The organism is Phocaeicola faecium (assembly GCF_014837055.1).
In the GTDB taxonomy this organism is placed as follows: domain Bacteria; phylum Bacteroidota; class Bacteroidia; order Bacteroidales; family Bacteroidaceae; genus Phocaeicola; species Phocaeicola gallinarum.
Window position 1 is genome coordinate 772,121 of record NZ_JACSPQ010000001.1, and the last position, 19,951, is coordinate 792,071.

At 50.9% G+C, this 19,951-nt stretch carries 14 protein-coding genes and 1 pseudogene; 10 read left to right on the forward strand and 5 right to left on the reverse strand.

The genetic code is table 11. From position 1 onward, the window contains the following. Positions 1-35 precede the first annotated feature (35 nt). The 5 genes from H9626_RS03385 (at position 36) to H9626_RS03405 (ending at position 6,235) form a co-directional block, all read left to right on the forward strand. Entirely contained in the window at positions 36-2,417 is a 2,382-nt protein-coding gene (locus tag H9626_RS03385; protein ID WP_191709572.1) for a DUF4922 domain-containing protein, read from the forward strand. Positions 2,418-2,429: 12 nt separating this feature from the next. After that, positions 2,430-3,749 carry a SpoIID/LytB domain-containing protein gene (locus H9626_RS03390; protein WP_191709573.1) on the forward strand — a complete coding sequence of 440 codons (1,320 nt, stop codon included), beginning with the start codon at positions 2,430-2,432 and terminating at the stop codon, positions 3,747-3,749. 4 nt (positions 3,750-3,753) lie between these two features. Continuing rightward, positions 3,754-5,007 (forward strand): MFS transporter, encoded by a 1,254-nt coding sequence (locus H9626_RS03395; RefSeq protein WP_191709860.1) that lies wholly within the window; start codon positions 3,754-3,756, stop codon positions 5,005-5,007. Between the two features lie 187 nt (positions 5,008-5,194). Beyond that, the gene (locus H9626_RS03400) at positions 5,195-5,617 is read left to right on the forward strand and encodes a Fur family transcriptional regulator (RefSeq protein WP_191709574.1); all 423 of its coding nucleotides are present in this window, start codon (positions 5,195-5,197) and stop codon (positions 5,615-5,617) included. A gap of 63 nt (positions 5,618-5,680) precedes the next feature. Next, complete coding sequence (locus tag H9626_RS03405; protein WP_191709575.1) at positions 5,681-6,235, forward strand: NADH peroxidase; 555 nt, start codon at positions 5,681-5,683, stop codon at positions 6,233-6,235. 121 nt (positions 6,236-6,356) lie between these two features. Here the strand turns inward: H9626_RS03405 and galB are convergent, their stop codons facing one another. The 5 genes from galB to tamL all read right to left on the reverse strand — a co-directional run bounded on the left by galB (position 6,357) and on the right by tamL (position 15,476). Next, entirely contained in the window at positions 6,357-8,858 is a 2,502-nt protein-coding gene (gene galB, locus H9626_RS03410; RefSeq protein WP_191709576.1) for a beta-galactosidase GalB, read from the reverse strand. 157 nt (positions 8,859-9,015) lie between these two features. After that, positions 9,016-11,013, reverse strand: coding sequence for a fructose-1,6-bisphosphatase (locus H9626_RS03415; RefSeq protein ID WP_191709577.1), 1,998 nt, complete (start codon positions 11,011-11,013; stop codon positions 9,016-9,018). A gap of 13 nt (positions 11,014-11,026) precedes the next feature. Beyond that, positions 11,027-12,688, reverse strand: coding sequence for a putative transporter (locus tag H9626_RS03420; protein WP_191709578.1), 1,662 nt, complete (start codon positions 12,686-12,688; stop codon positions 11,027-11,029). Positions 12,689-12,893: 205 nt separating this feature from the next. Next, entirely contained in the window at positions 12,894-13,145 is a 252-nt protein-coding gene (locus H9626_RS03425; protein ID WP_191709579.1) for a DUF6965 family protein, read from the reverse strand. 18 nt (positions 13,146-13,163) lie between these two features. Continuing rightward, positions 13,164-15,476 carry a translocation and assembly module lipoprotein TamL gene (tamL, locus tag H9626_RS03430; RefSeq protein ID WP_191709580.1) on the reverse strand — a complete coding sequence of 771 codons (2,313 nt, stop codon included), beginning with the start codon at positions 15,474-15,476 and terminating at the stop codon, positions 13,164-13,166. A 534-nt stretch (positions 15,477-16,010) separates the two neighbouring features. On the opposite strand from tamL, the pseudogene H9626_RS03435 reads away from it, so the two are divergent. From H9626_RS03435 to H9626_RS03455, 5 genes and pseudogenes are all read left to right on the forward strand, one after another. Beyond that, a pseudogene (locus H9626_RS03435) lies at positions 16,011-16,186 on the forward strand (helix-turn-helix domain-containing protein). Between the two features lie 48 nt (positions 16,187-16,234). Beyond that, positions 16,235-17,791, forward strand: a complete 1,557-nt coding sequence (locus H9626_RS03440; RefSeq protein ID WP_191709581.1) for a type I restriction-modification system subunit M — start codon at positions 16,235-16,237, stop codon at positions 17,789-17,791. Then, on the forward strand, positions 17,788-18,840 hold the full coding sequence (locus tag H9626_RS03445; RefSeq protein ID WP_191709582.1) for a PDDEXK nuclease domain-containing protein: 1,053 nt from the start codon (positions 17,788-17,790) through the stop codon (positions 18,838-18,840). Before H9626_RS03440 ends, H9626_RS03445 begins: the two co-directional genes overlap by 4 nt. Beyond that, positions 18,837-19,424, forward strand: coding sequence for a restriction endonuclease subunit S (locus H9626_RS03450; RefSeq protein WP_191709583.1), 588 nt, complete (start codon positions 18,837-18,839; stop codon positions 19,422-19,424). The genes H9626_RS03445 and H9626_RS03450 overlap by 4 nt, the downstream gene beginning before the upstream one ends. Further along, complete coding sequence (locus tag H9626_RS03455; RefSeq protein WP_191709584.1) at positions 19,411-19,950, forward strand: restriction endonuclease subunit S; 540 nt, start codon at positions 19,411-19,413, stop codon at positions 19,948-19,950. Before H9626_RS03450 ends, H9626_RS03455 begins: the two co-directional genes overlap by 14 nt. The last annotated feature ends 1 nt before the right edge of the window (position 19,951 follow it).

Sequence of the window (19,951 nt, forward strand, 5' to 3'; positions counted from 1 at the left end):
CCTTTGTTCTACACTAACTTAATTCATGGAACAAAATGATTACTTGTTTTCTTTTTCACGACCATTCTTGTCCTTCTGACAACACCGTTACCAACCTGAAGGATTGCCTGCCGACAGCGCGCGTCGTTACTCCCGACGAGCTGGACTTGCCGGCGGCGAGCATGGAGTCGACAGAGATGCTGCATAAGGTGGTTTCGATGGCAGATACGCCTTATACATTATTTTATATAAAGCCTCAGCCGCTGGAGCTGGGATACAAGGCGCTGGAGCGCATGTGTGATTACCTGAACGCCCCGGAAACGGGGATGGTGTACGCCGACCATTACCGGTGGGAGGACGGAACGCGCAAACCGCATCCCGTGGCAGATTATCAGCCGGGCAGCGTAAGGGATGATTTCGATTTCGGCTCGGTGATGCTTTTCAAAACGGAGTGTCTGAAAAATGCGTTCCGCCTGATGGGTGCCCAGCCCGATTATGAGTATTCCGCGCTGTATGCGCTCCGGCTTGCTCTTACGCGGACGCATGAACTGACACACATCCGCGAATATCTTTACACCGAAATGGAGGAGAACGACACGCGCCGCCCCGAAGAAAAGCAGTTCGACTATGTTGACCCGCGCAACCGGCAAGTGCAGGTGGAGCGCGAACGGGCGTTTACGTATTACCTAAAAGACATCGGGGCCTTTCTGCCCGAACCCACGGAGGGGATTGACCCGCAGAAGGGCGATTTTGAATACGAGGCTTCGGTGATTATTCCGGTGAGGAACCGGGTGCGAACCATCGGTGATGCCATCCGCTCGGCGGTGGAACAGCAAACCGACTTCCCGTTTAACGTGATTGTGATTGACAATCATTCTACCGACGGTACGGCGGACATCATTGCCCGTTATGCCGATGACCGGAGGGTGATTCACCTTGTCCCCTCACGTACCGACCTCGGTATCGGCGGGTGCTGGAACGTGGGAATCGACCATCCGCTGTGCGGACGCTTTGCCGTCCAACTTGACAGCGACGATTTATACAGCTCGCCCGCCACGCTGCAAACCATCGTCGACATGTTCCGCCGCGAGCGTTGTGCGATGGTGGTCGGCTCGTACCGCATGACGGACTTCAACCTCCACACGCTTCCGCCGGGGGTTATCGACCATCGCGAGTGGAGCCGCGAGAACGGACATAACAACGCGCTACGTGTCAACGGGCTGGGTGCGCCGCGGGCTTTCTACACGCCTCTGTTACGGCAAATGCGTATCCCGAACACCAGCTACGGAGAGGATTATGCACTCGGACTGTGCTTTTCGCGCCGTTACCGCATCGGGCGCATCTACGATGTGCTTTACCTCTGCCGCCGTTGGGAGGGAAACTCGGATGCCGCCTTGAGCATCGAGCAAATCAACCGCAACAATGCGTACAAAGACAGCCTGCGCACGCTGGAAATCCGGCTGAGACAGGAGCTTGCCAAAAACCTCGACGCCTCGGCGCCGTGTCCGCCCAAAGAGGCTTTTTTTGCCGGACAGTTCGAAAAATGGGAGCTGGCGAAGAATAATCACCGGGCACTGAACCGCATCAGGCTGCGCAGCTTCCGCATCGGCGATTCAGACATCCTTGTACAGTATAATCCCGAACGTGCCGTGTCTACCTGTGCCAAGCTCGACAAGGCTTCCATCGAGGCGCGTCCGTGCTTTCTTTGCGAGGAAAACAAACCGGAAGCACAAAGCAGCATCCGCATCGGGATTGACGAGGGGTTCACGCTCCGCGTAAATCCTTACCCCATCTTGCCGGAACATCTTACCTTGTCTGCCGTGCGCCACCAGCCGCAGGTGCTTGCCGACAAGACCGACCGGCAGCTTCCGGGAAGGCTCTTGGAGTGGATGGACGAACATTTTGCGAAAGGCTATGCGCTGTTTTATAACGGGGCGAAATGCGGGGCTTCTGCGCCCGACCATTTTCATTTTCAGGCTGCCCTGCAACAGGATATTCCGTTTATCCGCCAATGGAAACGACTGATGCTTACTGCCGACGAGCTTGGGCGCTGCGAGCTGGAAACGGGAGGCTGCTGTACGGAGTATCGGATAAACGATTACCCGTGTACGGTTCATGCTTTTGTAAGCGAACGGGGGTATAAGTACGCGCCCCGCCTCGTAACCCGCTACCTGAACAGCCTGCCGCAACACACCGGCGAAGCCGAACCGCGGTATAACCTGTTTGCATGGATGGACGAGGCACGGGGATTTACGCTGGCTTATTTCCCGCGAAAGGAACACCGCCCGCAATGTTATGCCGCAAACGATGATACCCAACGCCTCATCAGTCCGGGGGCATTGGACATGGGAGGCATCATCGTAACGTGCCGTGAAAAAGATTTCGAAGGCATTACGGCAGACGATATCCGGCAGATTTACCGGGAAGTAACCTTATAAAACAAGACTGACATGAAAGAACCCGAAATACATGTAGGCATCCTCAGTGCCGAAAGGATAGATTTCACGCTGAATGCTCCGTTCCGCGCCGAGGGGCAGACGGTATGCGGCAGTCAGCAAGTAACCGCCGAAGGCAATCGGCTGCGGTGGAACGGGAAAACGTACCGTGAGCTGTTTTTTACTCCCGTTACCGGGGAGGAGGCTTCTTTCTCGATACACCACGTAACCATCGGCATCCACTTCCACTGGGAGCGGAAAGAGACCCAGACGTTTACGGGCAGGCTGCGCTTCATCGCTGCCGAAGGGAAGGTAACGGCTGTCAACCAGCTTCCTGCCGAAGATTACCTGACAAGTGTCATCTCCTCGGAAATGAATGCTGCCTCGCCTCCGGAGTTTCTGAAGGCTCATGCCGTCATCTCGCGGAGCTGGCTGCTGGCGCAAATCAGCAGGCAGGCTTCGGATGCCTATCGGGTGATGTATTCCGGCCATTCGGTAGCCTCTGCCGAAAACGAGTACATCCGCTGGTACGACCACGAAGACCACACGCTGTTCCATGTGTGTGCCGACGACCACTGCCAGCGGTATCAGGGCATCACGAAGGCTTCTACCCCGGCGGTGAAGGCGGCAATCGAAGCTACGCGCGGCGAGGTGCTGACTTACGGCGGGGTAATCTGCGACGCTCGTTTCTCGAAGTGTTGCGGCGGTGCCACCGAGGTGTTTTCCACTTGCTGGGAGGACAAGAATTATCCGTACCTGCGCCCCGTAAGAGATGCGGCAGAACCGTCTCCCCTGCCCGACCTGAGCCGTGAGGAGGAAGCGGAACAGTGGATTCGCCACGCTCCGGACGCGCTGTGTAACACCCGCGACGCGCACCTCCTGTCGGTGATTCTGAATGATTACGACCGGGCTACCACCGACTTTTACCGCTGGCGGGTGACGTATGCGCAGGAGGAGCTGTCGGCTCTCATCTGCCGCAAGACGGGCATCGACTTCGGGAAGATTCTCCGCCTCACTGCCGTAGAGCGGGGCAAGTCGGGGCGCATCTGCAAACTGAAAATCACGGGCAGCCGGCGTACTGCCGTCATCGGCAAAGAACTGGAAATACGCAAGGCGCTGTCGGCAACCCATCTGTTCAGTTCGGCGTTCGTGGTAGACTACGGCGCGGAACACGATGGCGCACCCGAAACCTTTACCCTTACCGGGGCGGGATGGGGCCACGGCGTGGGGCTGTGCCAGATAGGGGCGGCGGTGATGGGCGAACGCGGTTACCGTTATACCGACATCCTGTTACATTATTATAAAGGGGCAACCCTGAGCAAACTTTATGAATAGACTGATGAAAACACATTCGCCGTGGAGCTGGGTTCCTACCCTCTACTTTGCCGAGGGACTGCCTTACGTGGTGGTCATGACGCTTTCGCTCGTGATGTATAAGCGCATGGGCGTATCAAACACCGAAGTGGCTCTTTACACCGGATGGCTGAACCTGCCGTGGGTTATCAAGCCGCTGTGGAGTCCGTTTGTCGACCTGCTGCGCACCAAGCGCTGGTGGATTGTAAGTATGCAGTTGCTGATAGGGGCTGCGCTGGCGGGGGTGGCGCTCACGCTTCCTGCCGACGGGTATTTCCGCTACACGCTCGCCTTTTTCTGGCTCATGGCGTTCAGCTCCGCCACCCACGACATTGCTGCCGACGGGTTTTACATGCTGGGGCTCGACACCCGCCAACAGGCTTTCTTCGTGGGCATCCGCAGCACGTTTTACCGCATCGCCACCATCGCCGGACAGGGGCTGCTCATCATGCTGGCAGGCTTCTTGGAACGCTACACGGGGCGCATCGCCTACGCTTGGAGTCTGACGTTTTTCCTCTCAGCAGGGGTGTTCATCGCGCTCTGGCTGTACCACGCCGTAACGCTACCGCATCCGCCCTCCGACGCTTCCGCTAAGGCGCGCCCGTTTATCGGCTTGCTTAAAGATTTCATGCAGACGTTTGGCTCGTTCTTCCGAAAAGAACATGCCGCCACCGCCATCCTCTTCATGCTGCTCTACCGCCTGCCCGAAGCCCAGCTTGCCAAAATGAGCATTCCGTTCCTGCTCGACCCGCTCGCTCAGGGCGGACTGGGCATGATGACCGAGCAAATCGGATTCACGCAGGGAACGATAGGAATCATCGGACTTACCGTCGGGGGGATTCTCGGCGGGATAGCCGCCGCCCGCCACGGACTGCGCCGGTGGTTGTGGCCGATGGTGTGTGCCATCTCCCTGCCCGATGCCGTTTACATCTACCTCAGCTACGCCCAGCCGGAAAGTCTGACGCTGATCAACAGTTGCATCTTCATCGAGCAGTTTGGCTACGGATTCGGGTTCACCGCCTACATGCTCTACCTCATCCGCTTTTCGGAAGGCAGTCACCAAACTGCCCACTACGCCATCTGTACGGCGTTTATGGCGCTGGGCATGATGATACCGGGCATGGTGGCGGGATGGATTCAGGAGCTGCTGGGCTACCGGCTGTTCTTTATCTGGATTATGGTATGCACGCTGGTTACATTCGGCGTAACCTATCGGCTAAAGGATAAGATAAACTACTGACAGACATGCAGATATCTGCTCCCTTCATGCCGTGACGTATCGCATACGCCCCCAAACGCCCGCACAGGCGGATACAGACATTCATTAAAAAAATAAAAAAACTGCACACAACGTTTGCTAATAAAATAAATATCTATATCTTTGCCATCGAATTAAAGTTGTAATAATTACAGAGTTGAAAGAGAATATGAACGTTTACGAATACTTGATTAGCTATAACATTAAGCCATCCGTACAACGCATCGCGATTATGGACTACTTGCTGAAGCATAAAACCCATCCCAGCATTGATGAAATTTACTTGGCTTTATGCAAAGACATCCCTACCCTTTCAAAGACAACTGTATATAATACGCTCAAGTTGTTCGTTGAACACGGTGCGGCAAAACAGTTGACGATTGATGAGCGAAACACTTGTTTTGATGGCGACTTGTCGCTGCACGCGCATTTCCAGTGTAAGTCATGCGGAAAAATCTATGACGTTCCGCTGAGTACCGAAACCAACGAAACCGAAAAACTGACAAAGAGCGGATTTGAAGTAGAAGAAGTGCATCATTACTACAAGGGGATTTGCCCCCACTGCTGCGAAAAATCCCTCGCAAAGAATTAAGAAAGAATTAAAGAGAAAACCAACGAATTAACGATATTAACTAACAACTAAAACTTTTACATTATGAAAAAATTTATCTGTACTGTTTGTGGTTACATCTATGAAGGCGAAACCGCTCCCGAAAAATGCCCTTTGTGTAAAGCTCCCGCTTCTAAGTTCAAAGAAATGGAAGAAAACGCAGAAGGTGGTTTGCAATTCGTTGACGAACACGTTATCGGCGTAGCTAAAGGTTGCGACGAAGAAATGATTAAAGACCTGAACAACCACTTCATGGGCGAATGTACTGAAGTAGGTATGTATTTGGCTATGAGCCGTCAGGCAGACCGCGAAGGCTATCCTGAAGTAGCTGAGGCTTTCAAACGCTACGCTTGGGAAGAAGCTGAACATGCTGCAAAATTCGCTGAACTGCTGGGCGACTGCGTATGGGATACAAAAACGAACTTGGAAAAACGCATGAACGCTGAATGTGGTGCTTGCGAAGACAAGAAACGCATCGCTACCCGCGCTAAAGCGTTGAACTTGGACGCTATCCACGATACGGTTCACGAAATGGCTAAAGACGAAGCTCGTCACGGTAAAGGTTTCGAAGGATTGTACAACAGATACTTCAAAAAATAAGAACTGAACGGACTGTTCAGAAACAAAAAAAATCATTCCAAGCCGAGAGGTTTGGAATGATTTTTTTTGTTTATAGCGATTGGAACAGACGCGGGGCAATCCGTGCCCCACGTTCCGTGTGTTACTTCTCGGATACGATTTCCAGCTTGGCGGTTTTCAGTCCCTTCGAACTGGCTTCAAGCACAATCTCGCCGGCTTCTTCAGTGGAAGACACAATAGCGGTCATCATGCCCGAAAAGACTTTCATCTGCGGCTTCTGGAACGATTCGAGCGAAGCGGGATTGCCGTTTGCCCCGGCGCGGTAGTAACCTTTGCCTTTCACCTTAAACTTGATTTCGTTGTCGGCAAGCGGACAGAGGTTTCCGTCTTTATCCACCACGCTGACGGTTACGAACGAGAGGTCTTTGCCGTCGGCTGCTATCTTCGTGCGGTCGGCTTCCAACTTGATGGCGTAGGGCTTGCCTGCCGTGTGGATTTCTTTCTCTGCCACAGCCTTGCCGTTAGCATCGTATGCCACCACTTTCACCGTTCCCGGTTCGTACTTGGTGTCCATCCACATCAGGCGGTAGCGCTGCTGACGCTTGAAGGTAGTAGAACCTACCGAGTCGCACTTGCTGTTGTCGATGGTCACGGTGAGGTCTTTCGTGCGTTTGCCCTGACTCTTTCCGTTGATGAACAGCTCGGCAGAAGGATAGTTGGTGTAGACGAATACCGGAGTCACCTCGCCTTCGCGTCCCTCCCAGTTCCAGTGCGGAAGGATGTGGAGCGTTTCCACGTCTTTGTTCCAGTGGCTGCGATACAGGTAGTAACGGTCTTTGGGGATACCTGCCAAGTCGATGATACCGAACAATGACGAGTGGCTGGGCCAGTCGGAGTAATACGGAGTAGGCTCGCCCAGATAGTCGAATCCCGTCCATACGAACTCGCCGATGCTCCACGGGTAATCTTCGTGCCAGATGAAGTTATCTTCCGGAAGGTCAGACCATCCGCAGTGTTCCACGTCGTACGAGGAAGCCTGATGGTCATCGTACTTCTGCATGGCGCGACGAACCACAGGGAACTTATATACGCCGCGCGAGCTGATGGTAGAAGCGGTTTCGCTACCTAATGAAATCTGTTGGGGGAGCTTCTTGTAATTCTCGGCATACTTGAACGGGCGGTAGTTGAATCCCGGCACGTCCATCACGGCAGCCATGTTGTTGTTTACCACTGCGTCGGGCGCATCCATCCCCTGCGTTACGGGGCGTGTGGGGTCTTCGCGGTGACAGATGTCTTGGAGGAAGCGCGTCAGCTTCGGACCCGTCGCACCGTTCCATTGGTCGGGCACCTCGTTGCCGATACACCACATCACGATGCTGGGGTTGTTGCGGAAGTGGCGAAGCAAGTTCACCAAGTCTTTCTCCGCCCACTCGTCGAACAGCTTGTTGTAGCCGTTGGGCACTTTCGGGGTTTTCCACCCGTCGAACGATTCTGCCATCAGCATCATACCCATCTCGTCGCAAGCCTCAACCAGCTCCGGCGCAGGCATGTTGTGCGAGGTGCGGATGGCGTTACATCCCATGTCTTTCAGGATACGGATCTGGCGGCGGATGCCTGCTACGTTGGCAATACCTCCCAACGGGCCCAAGTCGTGGTGGTTACAAACGCCTTTGAACACGGTACGTTCGCCATTCAGGAAGAAACCCTTGTCGGGGATAATCTCGATGGAACGGATTCCGAAGCGGGTGGTATATTCGTCTTTCAGCTCGCTGCCTTCGTAGATACGCGATTCGGCGGTATAAAGCGCGGGAGTTTCGGGAGTCCACAGCGCGGGGCGGTCTACCACGAAGTCTTGCACAAACTTGCCGTCATCATACTTCGAGCCGCGGTTTTCAGCCGTAGCCACCACCTTTCCCGATGCGTCTTTCAGTTCGGTAACGATGCGGTAGTCGGCCAACTGTTTGCCCTCCGGCATCCGCAGTCCGGTCAGCAGATGTACTTTGGCATACTCTTTCTTCACCACGGGCGTAGTGAGCTGAGTGCCCCACGTAGGAACGTAAGCATCTTCATTGATTACGAGGTGTACGTTCCGATACAGTCCGGCACCGGGATACCAGCGTGAAGATTCGTGTTCGTTCTCTAACCGCACGGCGAGGGTATTCGTTTCGCCCGGTTTCAGGTACGGAGTGATGTCGAAGTAGAATGAGTTATAACCGTAAGGCCAGTAGCCCACTTCGTGTCCGTTCAGCCATACGCGGGCGTGGCTCATGGCTCCGTCGAACACCAGCGTGGCGGTTTTTCCGGCGCGGAACTCAGGGGCATCGAAATCGAGGCGATACCATCCCGTGCCCACGAAAGGCAGGCCGCCCGTACGTCCGGCGTGTTCCATCGCTTCCTTCTGTCCGTCTTGAGTGATGGCGAGGTTCTGCTTGTCATTGTCGATGCTGAACGGCCCGTAGATAGCCCAGTCGTGAGGAACGGTTACCGACTGCCATTTGGAATCATCGCACTCGGTGGCAGAAAAAGTAGCATTGTCTTCACGTGTAAACTTCCATCCTTTTTCCAGCAAACGCTCGGTGCGCACTTGCGCCGCCACGCATACCGGCAGAACGAGAAGCATCATCAAAAGTAGTTTCTTCGTCATAAAGTAATGTATTTTTAAAATTATTGGTTATATAATCCATACATTCCACAAAAATAAAAATAATTATCCGCATCCGAAGCAAACTCCTAATAAATAAGTTGATGTTATACAGCAGGTGTTAAAAAAAAACGGGGCGTTACGTGCGCCCCGTTTCCCGTCAGAATGACTTTTCCTTTATCAGCCCCATGCGGTAGGCTGCCAAGAGTTTTTTCAGGTCTTCTATCTGAATCATCAGCTCGCGGCCCTTGTCGGTGTCTTTCACCATCATGCGCTTGCTGCTCATTTCCACGATTTGGGTGGTCGACTTGATGTCCTGCCCCTCCTCGATGGCTTTTTGCGTGGAGGTGAACGGCTCGTGTTGAACCAACTGGAATCCGCGCGAGTGATATACCAATGTATATCCGGCGATGCCCGTTTCGGGCTGGTATGCTTTTGAGAATCCGCCGTCTATCACCATCAGCTTGCCGTTTGCCTTGATGGGCTTCTCGCCTTTCACGGCTTTCACGGGCACGTGTCCGTTGATGATGTGGCGGTGTTCTCCTTCTACGCCGAACTCGTCCATAATCATGTCGCAGATGTCTTCGCGGTCGCGCAGGGAGTAATAATATCCTTTCACCTCTTTGTGGGTTTCCTTGTCGACGAGGAAGTAACGCTCAAAGGTTGCCATCTTGCTCTTGTCGAACGCAGGCGAATCGGGGCCGCACCACAAGTACCAGAGGTAATCGAGGGCAAAGGATTTTTCTTTGTTGTCGTTGTCGGCAAAGTAGGCGGTGCGGATAAGCTGCCCCACGCGCTCCAGCAGTGCCTTGCCCTTGTACTTCTTGCCCAAGATGTCGACTTCCTTCAGTGTCCCGTCGGCGTTGAGGGGCATGGAAGCATGGAACAGCAGGTTCGAGTTGCATACGTTGTACATGCAGCCGTAACGGAAGAGGCATTTCATGTGCTTGCGCAGCTTTTCGCTGTGGGTAAACGAATTATGCAGCTTGGCGACTATCTCGCGCTCCTCGTCGGTGAGGCGGTACGGGTCGGACGGGTCGACGGTGGGGAAATAACAGTCGCGCATTTCATACTCGCGCCCGTCTGCCACAAACACCTTGCGTCCGAAGTCGATGTGGTGGAGCAACAGGCGGTTTTCCATCTCGAACTCAGGGCGGCGGCGGATTATCTCTGCCTCCAACTTAAACTGTATCACGCTGATTGCCTTGTGCATCTGGGCTATCAGGCGGAGGGTCTTGTCGTTATACGGACTGGTGGTTTCGTCCATGCGCGGACCGAACAGCGTGCAGGGGTCGCTGGCGTAGGTATCCATCGCGAAGGTGGCAAGCGGCAGGAGGTTGATTCCGTAGCCGTCTTCCAATGCCGAGAGGTTGCCGTAGCGCATCGCCAAGCGCAGCACGTTCGCCATGCTGCACACGTTTCCGGCGGCAGCCCCCATCCAGAGGATGTCGTGGTTTCCCCACTGGATGTCGAAGTTATGATAGTTGCAAAGCGTGTCCATGATGACGTGAGGGCCGGGTCCGCGGTCGAAGATGTCGCCCAAGATGTGCAGCGAGTCTATCGTAAGCCGCTGGATGAGGTTACACAGCGCCACGATGAAATCGTCGGCACGGTTCGTATCGATTATCGTACTGATAATTACGTTGATATACGCCTGCTTGTTCGGCTCCATGCTGCTTTCGTGAAGCAACTCCTGAATGATGTACGAGAACTCTTCGGGCAACGCCTTGCGCACCTTCGAGCGGGTGTATTTCGACGATACGTTCTGACACACCTTCACCAGTTGGTTCAGCGTAATCACGTACCAGTCTTCCAGATACTCTTCCGAGTCTTTCACCAGCTGCAACTTCTGTTCCGGATAGTAAATCAGCGTACAGAGTTCTTTCTTTTCGGTTTCGCGCAGGGTATTTTCAAAAATCTCGTTCACCTTCCGTTTGATGGCTCCCGAAGCAGTGCGCAGCACGTGTTGGAAAGCCTCGTACTCTCCGTGCAGGTCGGCAAGGAAATGCTCCGTACCCTTCGGCAGGTTGAGTATGGCTTCCAGATTGATGATTTCCGTACTTGCGGTGGCAATGGTAGGAAAACTATGTGACAGCAACTCCAGATAGCGGCAGTCGCGCTGAATCATTTCGTCAGTAATCTGTTTATATGTTTTCATAGCGGTATGAGTATTATAAGAATATCATCAGTATCAGTTGGGCGATGATTACGCGGGTAAACATTCCCAACGGATAAACCGTGGCGTAGCTCACCGAGGGGTTATCGTTGGGGATGATGTCGTTGGCATAGTTCAGCGCCATAGGGTTTGCCATGCTTCCGCAGAGCATCCCGCAGGTGTTTCCGAAGTCGAGGCGGCAGCAGCGCATCGCCACTAACGCCATGATTACCACGGGCACGAAGGTGATGGCAAAGCCCAGCCCCACCCACAGCGCACCTTCGGGGCGGAGTACGGTTTCGAAGAAATGGGCGCCTGCCTCGATGCCCAGACACGCCAAGTAGAGCGACAGCCCGATGCCGCGCAGCATGAGGCTTGCGCTGCGGGTGGTGTAAGTCACCATGTGGAGGCGCGGACCGTATGCCCCGATAAGGATTCCCATCACGATGGGGCCTCCGGCGAGTCCTAACTTCACGGGCGAGCTGATGCCGGGGATGGAGATGGGGATAGAACCGATTACCAGTCCCAGCACGATGCCGATGAAGATACACGCCAAGTTAGGGTCGCGCAGGGTTTTCACGGTGTTTCCCAGCACTTTTTCTACGTTCTGTATCGCCGCAGCCTCGCCCACCACCGTCAGGCGGTCGCCAAGCTGGAGCACCAGTCCCGGCGTGGCAAGCAGTTTCACCCCGCTTCGCAGCACGCGGCTGATGTTGATGCCGTAAGTATTTCGCAGGCGGAGCGAGCCTAATTTCTTTCCGTTGATTTCAGGACGCGACACGATGATGTGTTTCGAAATCAGCTTGCTGTCGATGGCATCCCAGTCGATGTCCTCCTTGTTCCAGTCGCGCTTCTCCTGCTCGCCGAAGAGGATGGTCAGCGCGGGAGCGTCTTTCTCGGTGGTGATGACCAGCAGGCGGTCGTTCTCCTTCAGTATCTTGTCGTACGTGGGGATGCTTACCGAGCCTTCGCGCCAGATGCGCGAGATGACGAACTTGGGGTATCCGGCATGGGCGATGTCTTGTATGCTTTTATTGAAGATGGCAGGATTATGCACCTGAAAGGCGGCTATATACGTATGGTTGGGGTCTTCGGGCTCGTGGTTCTCCATGTCGGACGGGCGGACAAAGAGTTTCTTCATCACGATGATGGCAAGGATGACCCCCACCACGCCCAGCGGATACGTAACGGCACAGCTCAGCGCCGCCCCGTTGGTAGGTTCGCCAAACTGTTTCAGCGTCTGCTGCGCCGCTCCTAATGCAGGAGTGTTGGTAGTGGCTCCGCAGAGGATTCCCACCATGTCGGGCATCGACACACCGCTTACAAACGACAGCACCACCGCCATCAGCGTACCTATCAGGATAACGCCCAGCCCCAGCATGTTCAGCGTGAAGCCTCCCCGGTGGAAGGAGCTGAAGAATCCCGGACCTACCTGAAGCCCCAGCGCGTAGACGAAGAGCACCAGTCCGAAGCTCTCGGCGTAGGCAAGCATCTGAGGGTCGACCGTAAAGCCGAGGTGTCCTGCAAAAATACCTGTGAAAAATACGAAAGTAACCCCCAGCGACACGCCGAACACGTGAACCTTTCCCAATCCTAACCCGATGGAGATAATGAGGGACATGATGATGACCGCCTGCAAAGCGGATTGCTCGAAAAACAAATTATATAGCCATTCCATGCTGCAAAGATATACACTTTTATTCGGTTACGAGGCAGTGAGCCCGTTTTAATTTTCCTCACCTGCACTGAAGCACACGAAGAAACCCTCCGCCGTGATGCTCCGGAGAAACGCTTCCGTTAGCGCGGTTCACCCTATATGGCAGCGTTTACCGGTTCTATCCATAGCGTCGAGGGGCTTATGCCGTAGCGTTTTTTTCAGGCTCTTACAGGGATGCTTCGCCCTCTAATTTCTTTTTGATGCGCAACAACAACCACAGGCTGCCTTCCATGCGCGGATTGCCGGCATAGAGGTATGACTGTTCGAAAAGGCGCGAAACGGTGTCGGGCAAGTCGGGGATGTAAGTGGCACTGTCTAACTGCATACTGGCGGGCAACTGCTGTTGCTCGAACCACTCTTCTACTACTTTTATTTTCCGGTAATCTTCCGGGTTGTCACTTTTCTTTCTGATTAGCATATTACTGTTATAATGTTTTTAAAACGGATAACCTACCGCAAAGTGGAACGCAAAGTCGCGTCCGAAGTCGGGCGAAATAATCGGATAACGGTCGCGCCCTTCGTACATGGGGTTGATAGCCTTCATACCGCCGTCGAAGCGGATAATCAGGAAATCCAAGTCGAAACGGATGCCCAGACCGTATGCCACAGCCAACTGCTTGTAGAAGCGGTTAAACTTAAACAATCCTTCGGGCTGCATCTCGCGGTTACGGATGGTCCACACGTTTCCGGCATCGATAAATGCCGCCCCGTTCAGTTTCCAGAACAGATGCGTGCGGTACTCCAAGTTCAAATCCAGCTTGATGTCGCCCGTATGGTTCACGTAGTCCAGACTGTTGGTGTCGCCGCGATAACCTCCCGGACCCAGCGAGCGGACGCTCCAGCCACGCACACTGTTCGCCCCGCCCGAAAAGTAGAGTTTTTCGAAAGGGAGGCTTTTCGAGTTTCCGTAAGGATACGCCACGCCCACGCCCACGTGGAACACGAGCGAGTTACGGTCGTCTATCATAAAGTTTTTTGCGAAATCGAAATCAGCCTTCACATACTGTGCAAAGTCGATGTTTGCCATCTGAAACGCCTCGCCGTTTTTCGGACGCCCGTTTACTATCTTCGAGAAAGCATAAAGCAGGTTGCCCGACTCTTCGATGTTGAAGCGGATGGAATAGGAATTGCGCTGGGCGGTTTTGCTCGATATGGCTCCGGAGCTGTTATACGTATAGGTATAGCCCATGCGCACGATGAACAAGTCTTCGTAGCTGTAACGCAGCAGGGGATTGCGTTCGTCCATCATGTCGAGGTAATCACGGAAGGTCTCGGAGCGGTAAGGCATGTAAATGTAGTTCACATCGAGCAAGTCGAACCGGTGAACCGCCCGCCGCTTCGACCACCGGTAGCTCCATGCCGCCGACGCCACGGTGCGTTCAAACTCCGGACGAATCTGCCAGTTATACTTCACGCTCACCTCCGAAGTGGCACGGATGCGCCGCTTGAAGTCGGACGAGAGGAAAGGGAACATAAATTCGGGGAAATTCAGGCTTCCCTCCACGGCGTACTCCATGTAGTTGCTGTTGGCATATCCCTCTAACCCGCTCACCGCCTCGTATGCGCCTCGCAGCTTCAGCGTCAGCGTTTCCGAGCCGCGAAACAGGTTGCGGTGGGTGTACGCCACCGATGCCGCCGCACCGAGGTCGCCAGCCGAGTTCGTCCCTTCGATTTCGAACGACACCGACTTGTTCTTTCGTTTCGAGAGGGTTACGTACGCATCGAGATACGCCGAGTCGCCCTCCAGCTCCTCGCGGAAGCGGATGTTGGAATACTTCAGGATACCCAGCCGGCTCAAGTCTGAATACGTGTTCTGCACGTCGCTGCTCTGATACAAGCGTCCTGTTTTCAGTCGGTTATAATCGGTTATCACTTTGGGGCGCAAGAAAGGCTTGCCGTGGAAGTACAGCATTGCCCCCTGCGAGCGGATGGAATCCATGCCGCGAATGGCATCGGCGGAAAGCTCGGCAAAGTCCACGTCGAGCAGGAAGTTTACATTTCTCACCGTGTACTGGCGGTGCGGTTCCGGGTCGTCCGACTTCTTGCGGCGGAACGGAAGCAGCTGCACCGTCAGCCCCACCTTGCGCGAGTGTGCCGTGGTGTCTGCCTGATAAGTGATAAAGTCTTTGTTGAAGCGGTAATATCCCCGGTTCTGCAGATACTGGGTGATGCGCTGGCGTTCCTCGTCGAGCACATTCACATCGAGGCGCATACCGGGGTGCAGACGGGTGAGCGCCGAGTCGCGGGCAAGGTAACTCCCCACGGTAGAGTCGGCAATGTCATAAGTAATATGGTCGATCACGTAAGGCTCTCCGGTATGGATGCTGTAACGCACTTTCATTTTTTTCTTACCCTTATGCTGCTCGTTCAGGCGGACGTAAGCCCCCATGTAGCCCATGTTCTGCACGGCAAGTTCTATCTGCCGGCGCGACTCCTCGGCAGCCTCAGGGTCGTAGATGCGGGGTGCGTCGCCTATCTTCCACAGAAAGCGGTTTATCCACTTCGACGAATCCCGCCCCGACGCGCTGTATATGTACATCGGCAGCTTCACCAAGCTGAACCACTTGGCGTTAGGCGTCTGGCGGATATACGTATTCATCTGCGAAGGCTTCACCTCTTTGTTGTCCGACTCAATCTTCACGTCGTCCAACAAATACTGACCCTCCGGGATAAATTTGCTTACCGAACATCCTGCCAGTGTGAGGACTGCCGCCAGCAAATAAAGAATACGCAGCATCGCTTTTTCCATATCAGTTCGTAGAAGCACGGAAATGTGCAAAACAGTTGCAAATATACGGATTATCGTTGGAATAACAGAATAAATTTCGGGTTATTAACTTTCAACGATACTGATATTGCGGTAATGGGGAAAATTAGCGATTATTCCCATTAGGAGCAAATAAAAGAGCGGGATTTTCCTAATTCCGGCATTATTGATGCTGTGCATTCTTATGCCCTTGCGATTTGGATATCTCAGCTATTAAGTTTCGACTATTACATCAGAGTATAGTCCAATCAACCAAGATACCAACCAACAATTCGACAAACAAACCAACTTATCATTTTCTCTCGGATGTGGCAGATAATATGACCGCTGTTTGGTTGTTATTTCCATACTCAAATCTTATATTCAAGAAACAATTTGCTGAAATCTTTTCTTCCAAAGTCGGGAAATATATGCGTACAAAAAAGTAGTGTACTTCTACGACCAAATAAAGTCAATTCATTATATTTGCAGCAAATTCAATTTAATGATTAGCATAGAAGATATAATAGGCTCAAGTTGGTTCTTGTCGAAAAAAGAAAACAGGTAAATGGCTGGCTGAACAATTGAAAAAAGATCCTTCGACAGTATCAAAATGGTGTACCAATGTTTCACAGCCTGACTTGGCTACTCTTTCAAGAATAGCTGAATTATTAGATATTGACAGGAGAGAACTTATTAACAAAAGCAAGTAAACTCGTTCCTTTGAGGAAAATAAGTACAATAACATAGAAGTATATATAATGACAAGCATACAACAAAGAGAGCAATTGCAGTCTCAGATTTGGAAAATAGCCAACGAAGTGCGTGGGGCTGTTGATGGATGGGACTTCAAGCAATTTGTTTTGGGAACATTGTTCTACCGCTTCATCAGCGAAAACTTTACAGACTATATAGAAGGCGGAGACGATAGTATTGACTATGCTTCTTTACCTGACAGTATAATAACTCCGGAGATAAAAGAGGATGCGGTCAAGACGAAAGGATATTTTATATATCCGAGCCAGCTTTTTGTCAACGTGGTAAAGACCGCCAACAACAATCCCAATCTTAATACAGATTTGAAAGCCATCTTTGATTCTATCGAAAGCTCTGCGAACGGTTATGCATCCGAAAAGAATATCAAAGGACTGTTCGCCGATTTTGACACGACAAGCACCCGGCTTGGCAATACCGTAGAAAACAAGAACAGCCGTTTGGCGGCGGTTTTAAAAGGTGTGGCAGGATTGAATTTTGGAAGTTTTGAAGAGCATGAAATAGACCTTTTCGGTGATGCATACGAATTTCTGATTAACAACTATGCAGCCAATGCAGGAAAATCGGGCGGCGAGTTCTTCACTCCTCAAAATGTTTCCAAACTCATATCAAGGCTTGCCATGCACAAACAAACGACCGTAAACAAAATATACGACCCTGCTGCAGGTTCAGGTTCTTTGTTGCTTCAAGCAAAGAAACAATTTGAAGACCATATCATTGAAGATGGCTTCTTCGGTCAGGAAATAAACCATACAACCTATAACTTGGCTCGTATGAATATGTTCCTACACAATATCAATTACGATAAGTTCAATATCGCACTTGGAAATACGCTTATCGATCCACAGTTTGGAGACGAAAAGCCTTTTGATGCCATCGTTTCCAACCCACCTTATTCAGTAAACTGGATTGGTTCGGATGATCCCACACTTATCAATGACGACCGTTTTGCTCCAGCTGGGGTGCTTGCCCCCAAATCGAAAGCGGATTTCGCTTTCGTCCTACATTCTTTGCATTATTTGTCAAGCAAAGGACGTGCCGCTATTGTCTGTTTCCCCGGCATATTCTACCGAGGCGGGGCTGAGCAGAAAATCAGGAAATATCTGGTGGATGGTAACTATGTGGAGACCATTATCTCATTGCCTTCCAATTTATTCTATGGAACTTCGATAGCGGTTAATATTTTGGTTTTGTCAAAACATAAATCTGATACTAAAATCCAGTTTATAGATGCAAGCGGAGAGGATTTTTTTACGAAACAGACCAACAACAATGTGCTTGAGGATAAGCATATAAACAGGATTATAGAAATCTTCGATAAAAAAGAAGATGTTGATTACATAGCCAAATCAGTTGATTATAAAACCATTGCCGAAAATGATTATAACTTGTCGGTAAGTAGCTATATAGAGGTTAAAGACACCCGTCCGAAGACTGACATTAAGGAACTGAATGAGCGCATCCGCCGTATAGTGGCACGAGAAAACGAACTGCGTGCGGAAATAGACAAAATAGTAGCTGAATTAGAGGAGGATGAGGTATGAGTGAGATATGGAAAAAAGAAGATACCTTTCTGAATGACATCAGAGGTATTATAAATTCGGCCAAACAAAATGCCGTGCGTAGTGTGGACTTTTGCCGGGTACAGATGTATTGGCACATGGGAAAGCGTATTTTTGAGGAAGAACAGCAGGGAAAAGACCGTGCCGATTACGGAACATACCTTATAAAGAATCTTGCCAAACAACTGGAGCCTGAATATGGAAGCGGTTTTTCTGTCCGCCAATTGGCTTTTTGCCGTCAATTCTATCGGATTTATCCAATTGCGAACGCACTGCGTTCACAATTGAACTGGACTCAATATCGTATGCTGATTCAGATAGATGATCCTGATAAGCGTATGTATTATGAATTGGAATCTGTCAATAACGGTTGGACGGCAAGAGAAACGGAACGGCAAATCAATTCGCAGCTTTACGAACGTCTGTTACTGAGCAATGACAAGGAAGCTGTCCTTGCCGTTGCCCGCAAAGAGCGCATTCCGCAATCGCCTTTGGAAATCATTAAAGATCCGATGTATCTGGAGTTTTTAGGAATGGAACGTAAGGCTGCCTATTATGAAAAAGATTTAGAGTCGGCTATCATCACTCACTTGCAACATTTCTTGCTTGAATTGGGGCAAGGATTCACTTTCGTAGCACGGCAAAAACGTATTCTGCTTGAAGATGACGAGTTTTTTGCCGACCTCGTGTTTTACAACCGTCTGCTGAAATGTTTCGTTGTCATCGAACTGAAAACCGGTAAACTGACACATCAGGATTTGGGGCAATTGCAAATGTACGTCAACTACTACGACCGTGTGGAAAAGACTGCGGAAGAGAATCCTACCATCGGCATCCTGCTTTGCACCAGTAAAAATGATACTGCCGTGCGCATGGCGTTGCCAGAAGACAATAAAACCATATTGGCAAGCGAATATAAACTCTATCTGCCCACACAAGCACAACTGATTGACGAAGTGAATAGTGTGCGAAAGATGGTGGAAGAACAACATGGATTTAATAGGGGTAATGAAATGGAGGATGAGGTATGAGCAAGTTGCAGAAATTAATTCAGGAACTTTGCCCGGATGGAGTGGAGTATAAGACATTGGGGGAAATTGCTACCATAAAAAATGGTAGAGATTACAAACATTTAGGTAAAGGGAATGTTCCTGTTTATGGCTCTGGTGGAATAATGACTTATGTTGATACTTATGTATATAATAAGCCAACAGTTTTAATTCCACGTAAAGGTTCACTTGGTAATTTGTTTTATGTAGATACGCCATTTTGGAATGTTGACACCATTTTTTACACAGAGGTTGATACGCAACAAATTGACGTGAAATATTTATATTACTTATTGGCTAAAGAGCATTTAGAGAATTTAAATAAAGCAGGTGGAGTTCCAAGTTTAACTCAATCCATTTTAAATAAACTAATACTTCCTGTTCCTCCTCTCGAAGTCCAAAATGAAATAGTCCGCATTCTTGACCACTTTACCGATCTTGCAGCAGAGTTGCAAGCGGAACTGCAAGCGAGAAAGGAGCAGTATGAATATTATCGGAACCAACTGTTAACGTTTAATAAAATAGGGGGGGGGTACGCAAAACGTAACTTGGATGAAGATGAGTGATGTATATGATATGAAAGCAGGAAAAAATATATTGGCATCCGAAATATATAGTTCAGAAACTACGATAACTCCATATCCATGTTATGGAGGTAATGGAAAAAGAGGATATGTAGCTGTATTTAATCAACATGGAGAGAAAGTTCTTGTTGGAAGGCAGGGTGCTTTATGTGGCAATGTATGTTTTGCAGAAGGTGAATTTTATGCAACCGAACATGCTGTCGTTGTTTCTGAAAAAGGATTTTGTCTTCCACGATATACATTTCACGTATTAAATATGATGAATCTTAACCAATATAAGACTGCTGGTGCACAACCTGGATTATCAGTTACACGTTTGGAAACTTTACTAGTTCCTATTCCTCCCCTTACAGAACAAGAACGCATCGTCACCATCCTTGATAAATTCGACGCTTTGGTAAACGATTTAACCCAAGGTCTTCCTGCTGAAATAGCTGCCGTACAAGAACAATATGAATATTATCGAAATAAAATACTCTCATTTCCAAGAATTAAAATAGGAGCATAAT

Excerpts from the sequence above, each read along its gene's own strand:
- H9626_RS03415 (WP_191709577.1), bottom strand. The coding sequence starts at position 11,013 with ATGAAAACATATAAACAGATTACTGACGAAATGATTCAGCGCGACTGC.
- H9626_RS03390 (WP_191709573.1), top strand. The coding sequence starts at position 2,430 with ATGAAAGAACCCGAAATACATGTAGGCATCCTCAGTGCCGAAAGGATA.
- galB (WP_191709576.1), bottom strand. The coding sequence starts at position 8,858 with ATGACGAAGAAACTACTTTTGATGATGCTTCTCGTTCTGCCGGTATGC.
- H9626_RS03420 (WP_191709578.1), bottom strand. The coding sequence starts at position 12,688 with ATGGAATGGCTATATAATTTGTTTTTCGAGCAATCCGCTTTGCAGGCG.
- H9626_RS03445 (WP_191709582.1), top strand. The coding sequence starts at position 17,788 with ATGAGTGAGATATGGAAAAAAGAAGATACCTTTCTGAATGACATCAGA.
- H9626_RS03440 (WP_191709581.1), top strand. The coding sequence starts at position 16,235 with ATGACAAGCATACAACAAAGAGAGCAATTGCAGTCTCAGATTTGGAAA.
- H9626_RS03405 (WP_191709575.1), top strand. The coding sequence starts at position 5,681 with ATGAAAAAATTTATCTGTACTGTTTGTGGTTACATCTATGAAGGCGAA.
- H9626_RS03395 (WP_191709860.1), top strand. The coding sequence starts at position 3,754 with ATGAAAACACATTCGCCGTGGAGCTGGGTTCCTACCCTCTACTTTGCC.
- H9626_RS03450 (WP_191709583.1), top strand. The coding sequence starts at position 18,837 with ATGAGCAAGTTGCAGAAATTAATTCAGGAACTTTGCCCGGATGGAGTG.
- H9626_RS03400 (WP_191709574.1), top strand. The coding sequence starts at position 5,195 with ATGAACGTTTACGAATACTTGATTAGCTATAACATTAAGCCATCCGTA.
- H9626_RS03455 (WP_191709584.1), top strand. The coding sequence starts at position 19,411 with ATGAAGATGAGTGATGTATATGATATGAAAGCAGGAAAAAATATATTG.
- H9626_RS03385 (WP_191709572.1), top strand. The coding sequence starts at position 36 with ATGATTACTTGTTTTCTTTTTCACGACCATTCTTGTCCTTCTGACAAC.
- H9626_RS03425 (WP_191709579.1), bottom strand. The coding sequence starts at position 13,145 with ATGCTAATCAGAAAGAAAAGTGACAACCCGGAAGATTACCGGAAAATA.
- tamL (WP_191709580.1), bottom strand. The coding sequence starts at position 15,476 with ATGGAAAAAGCGATGCTGCGTATTCTTTATTTGCTGGCGGCAGTCCTC.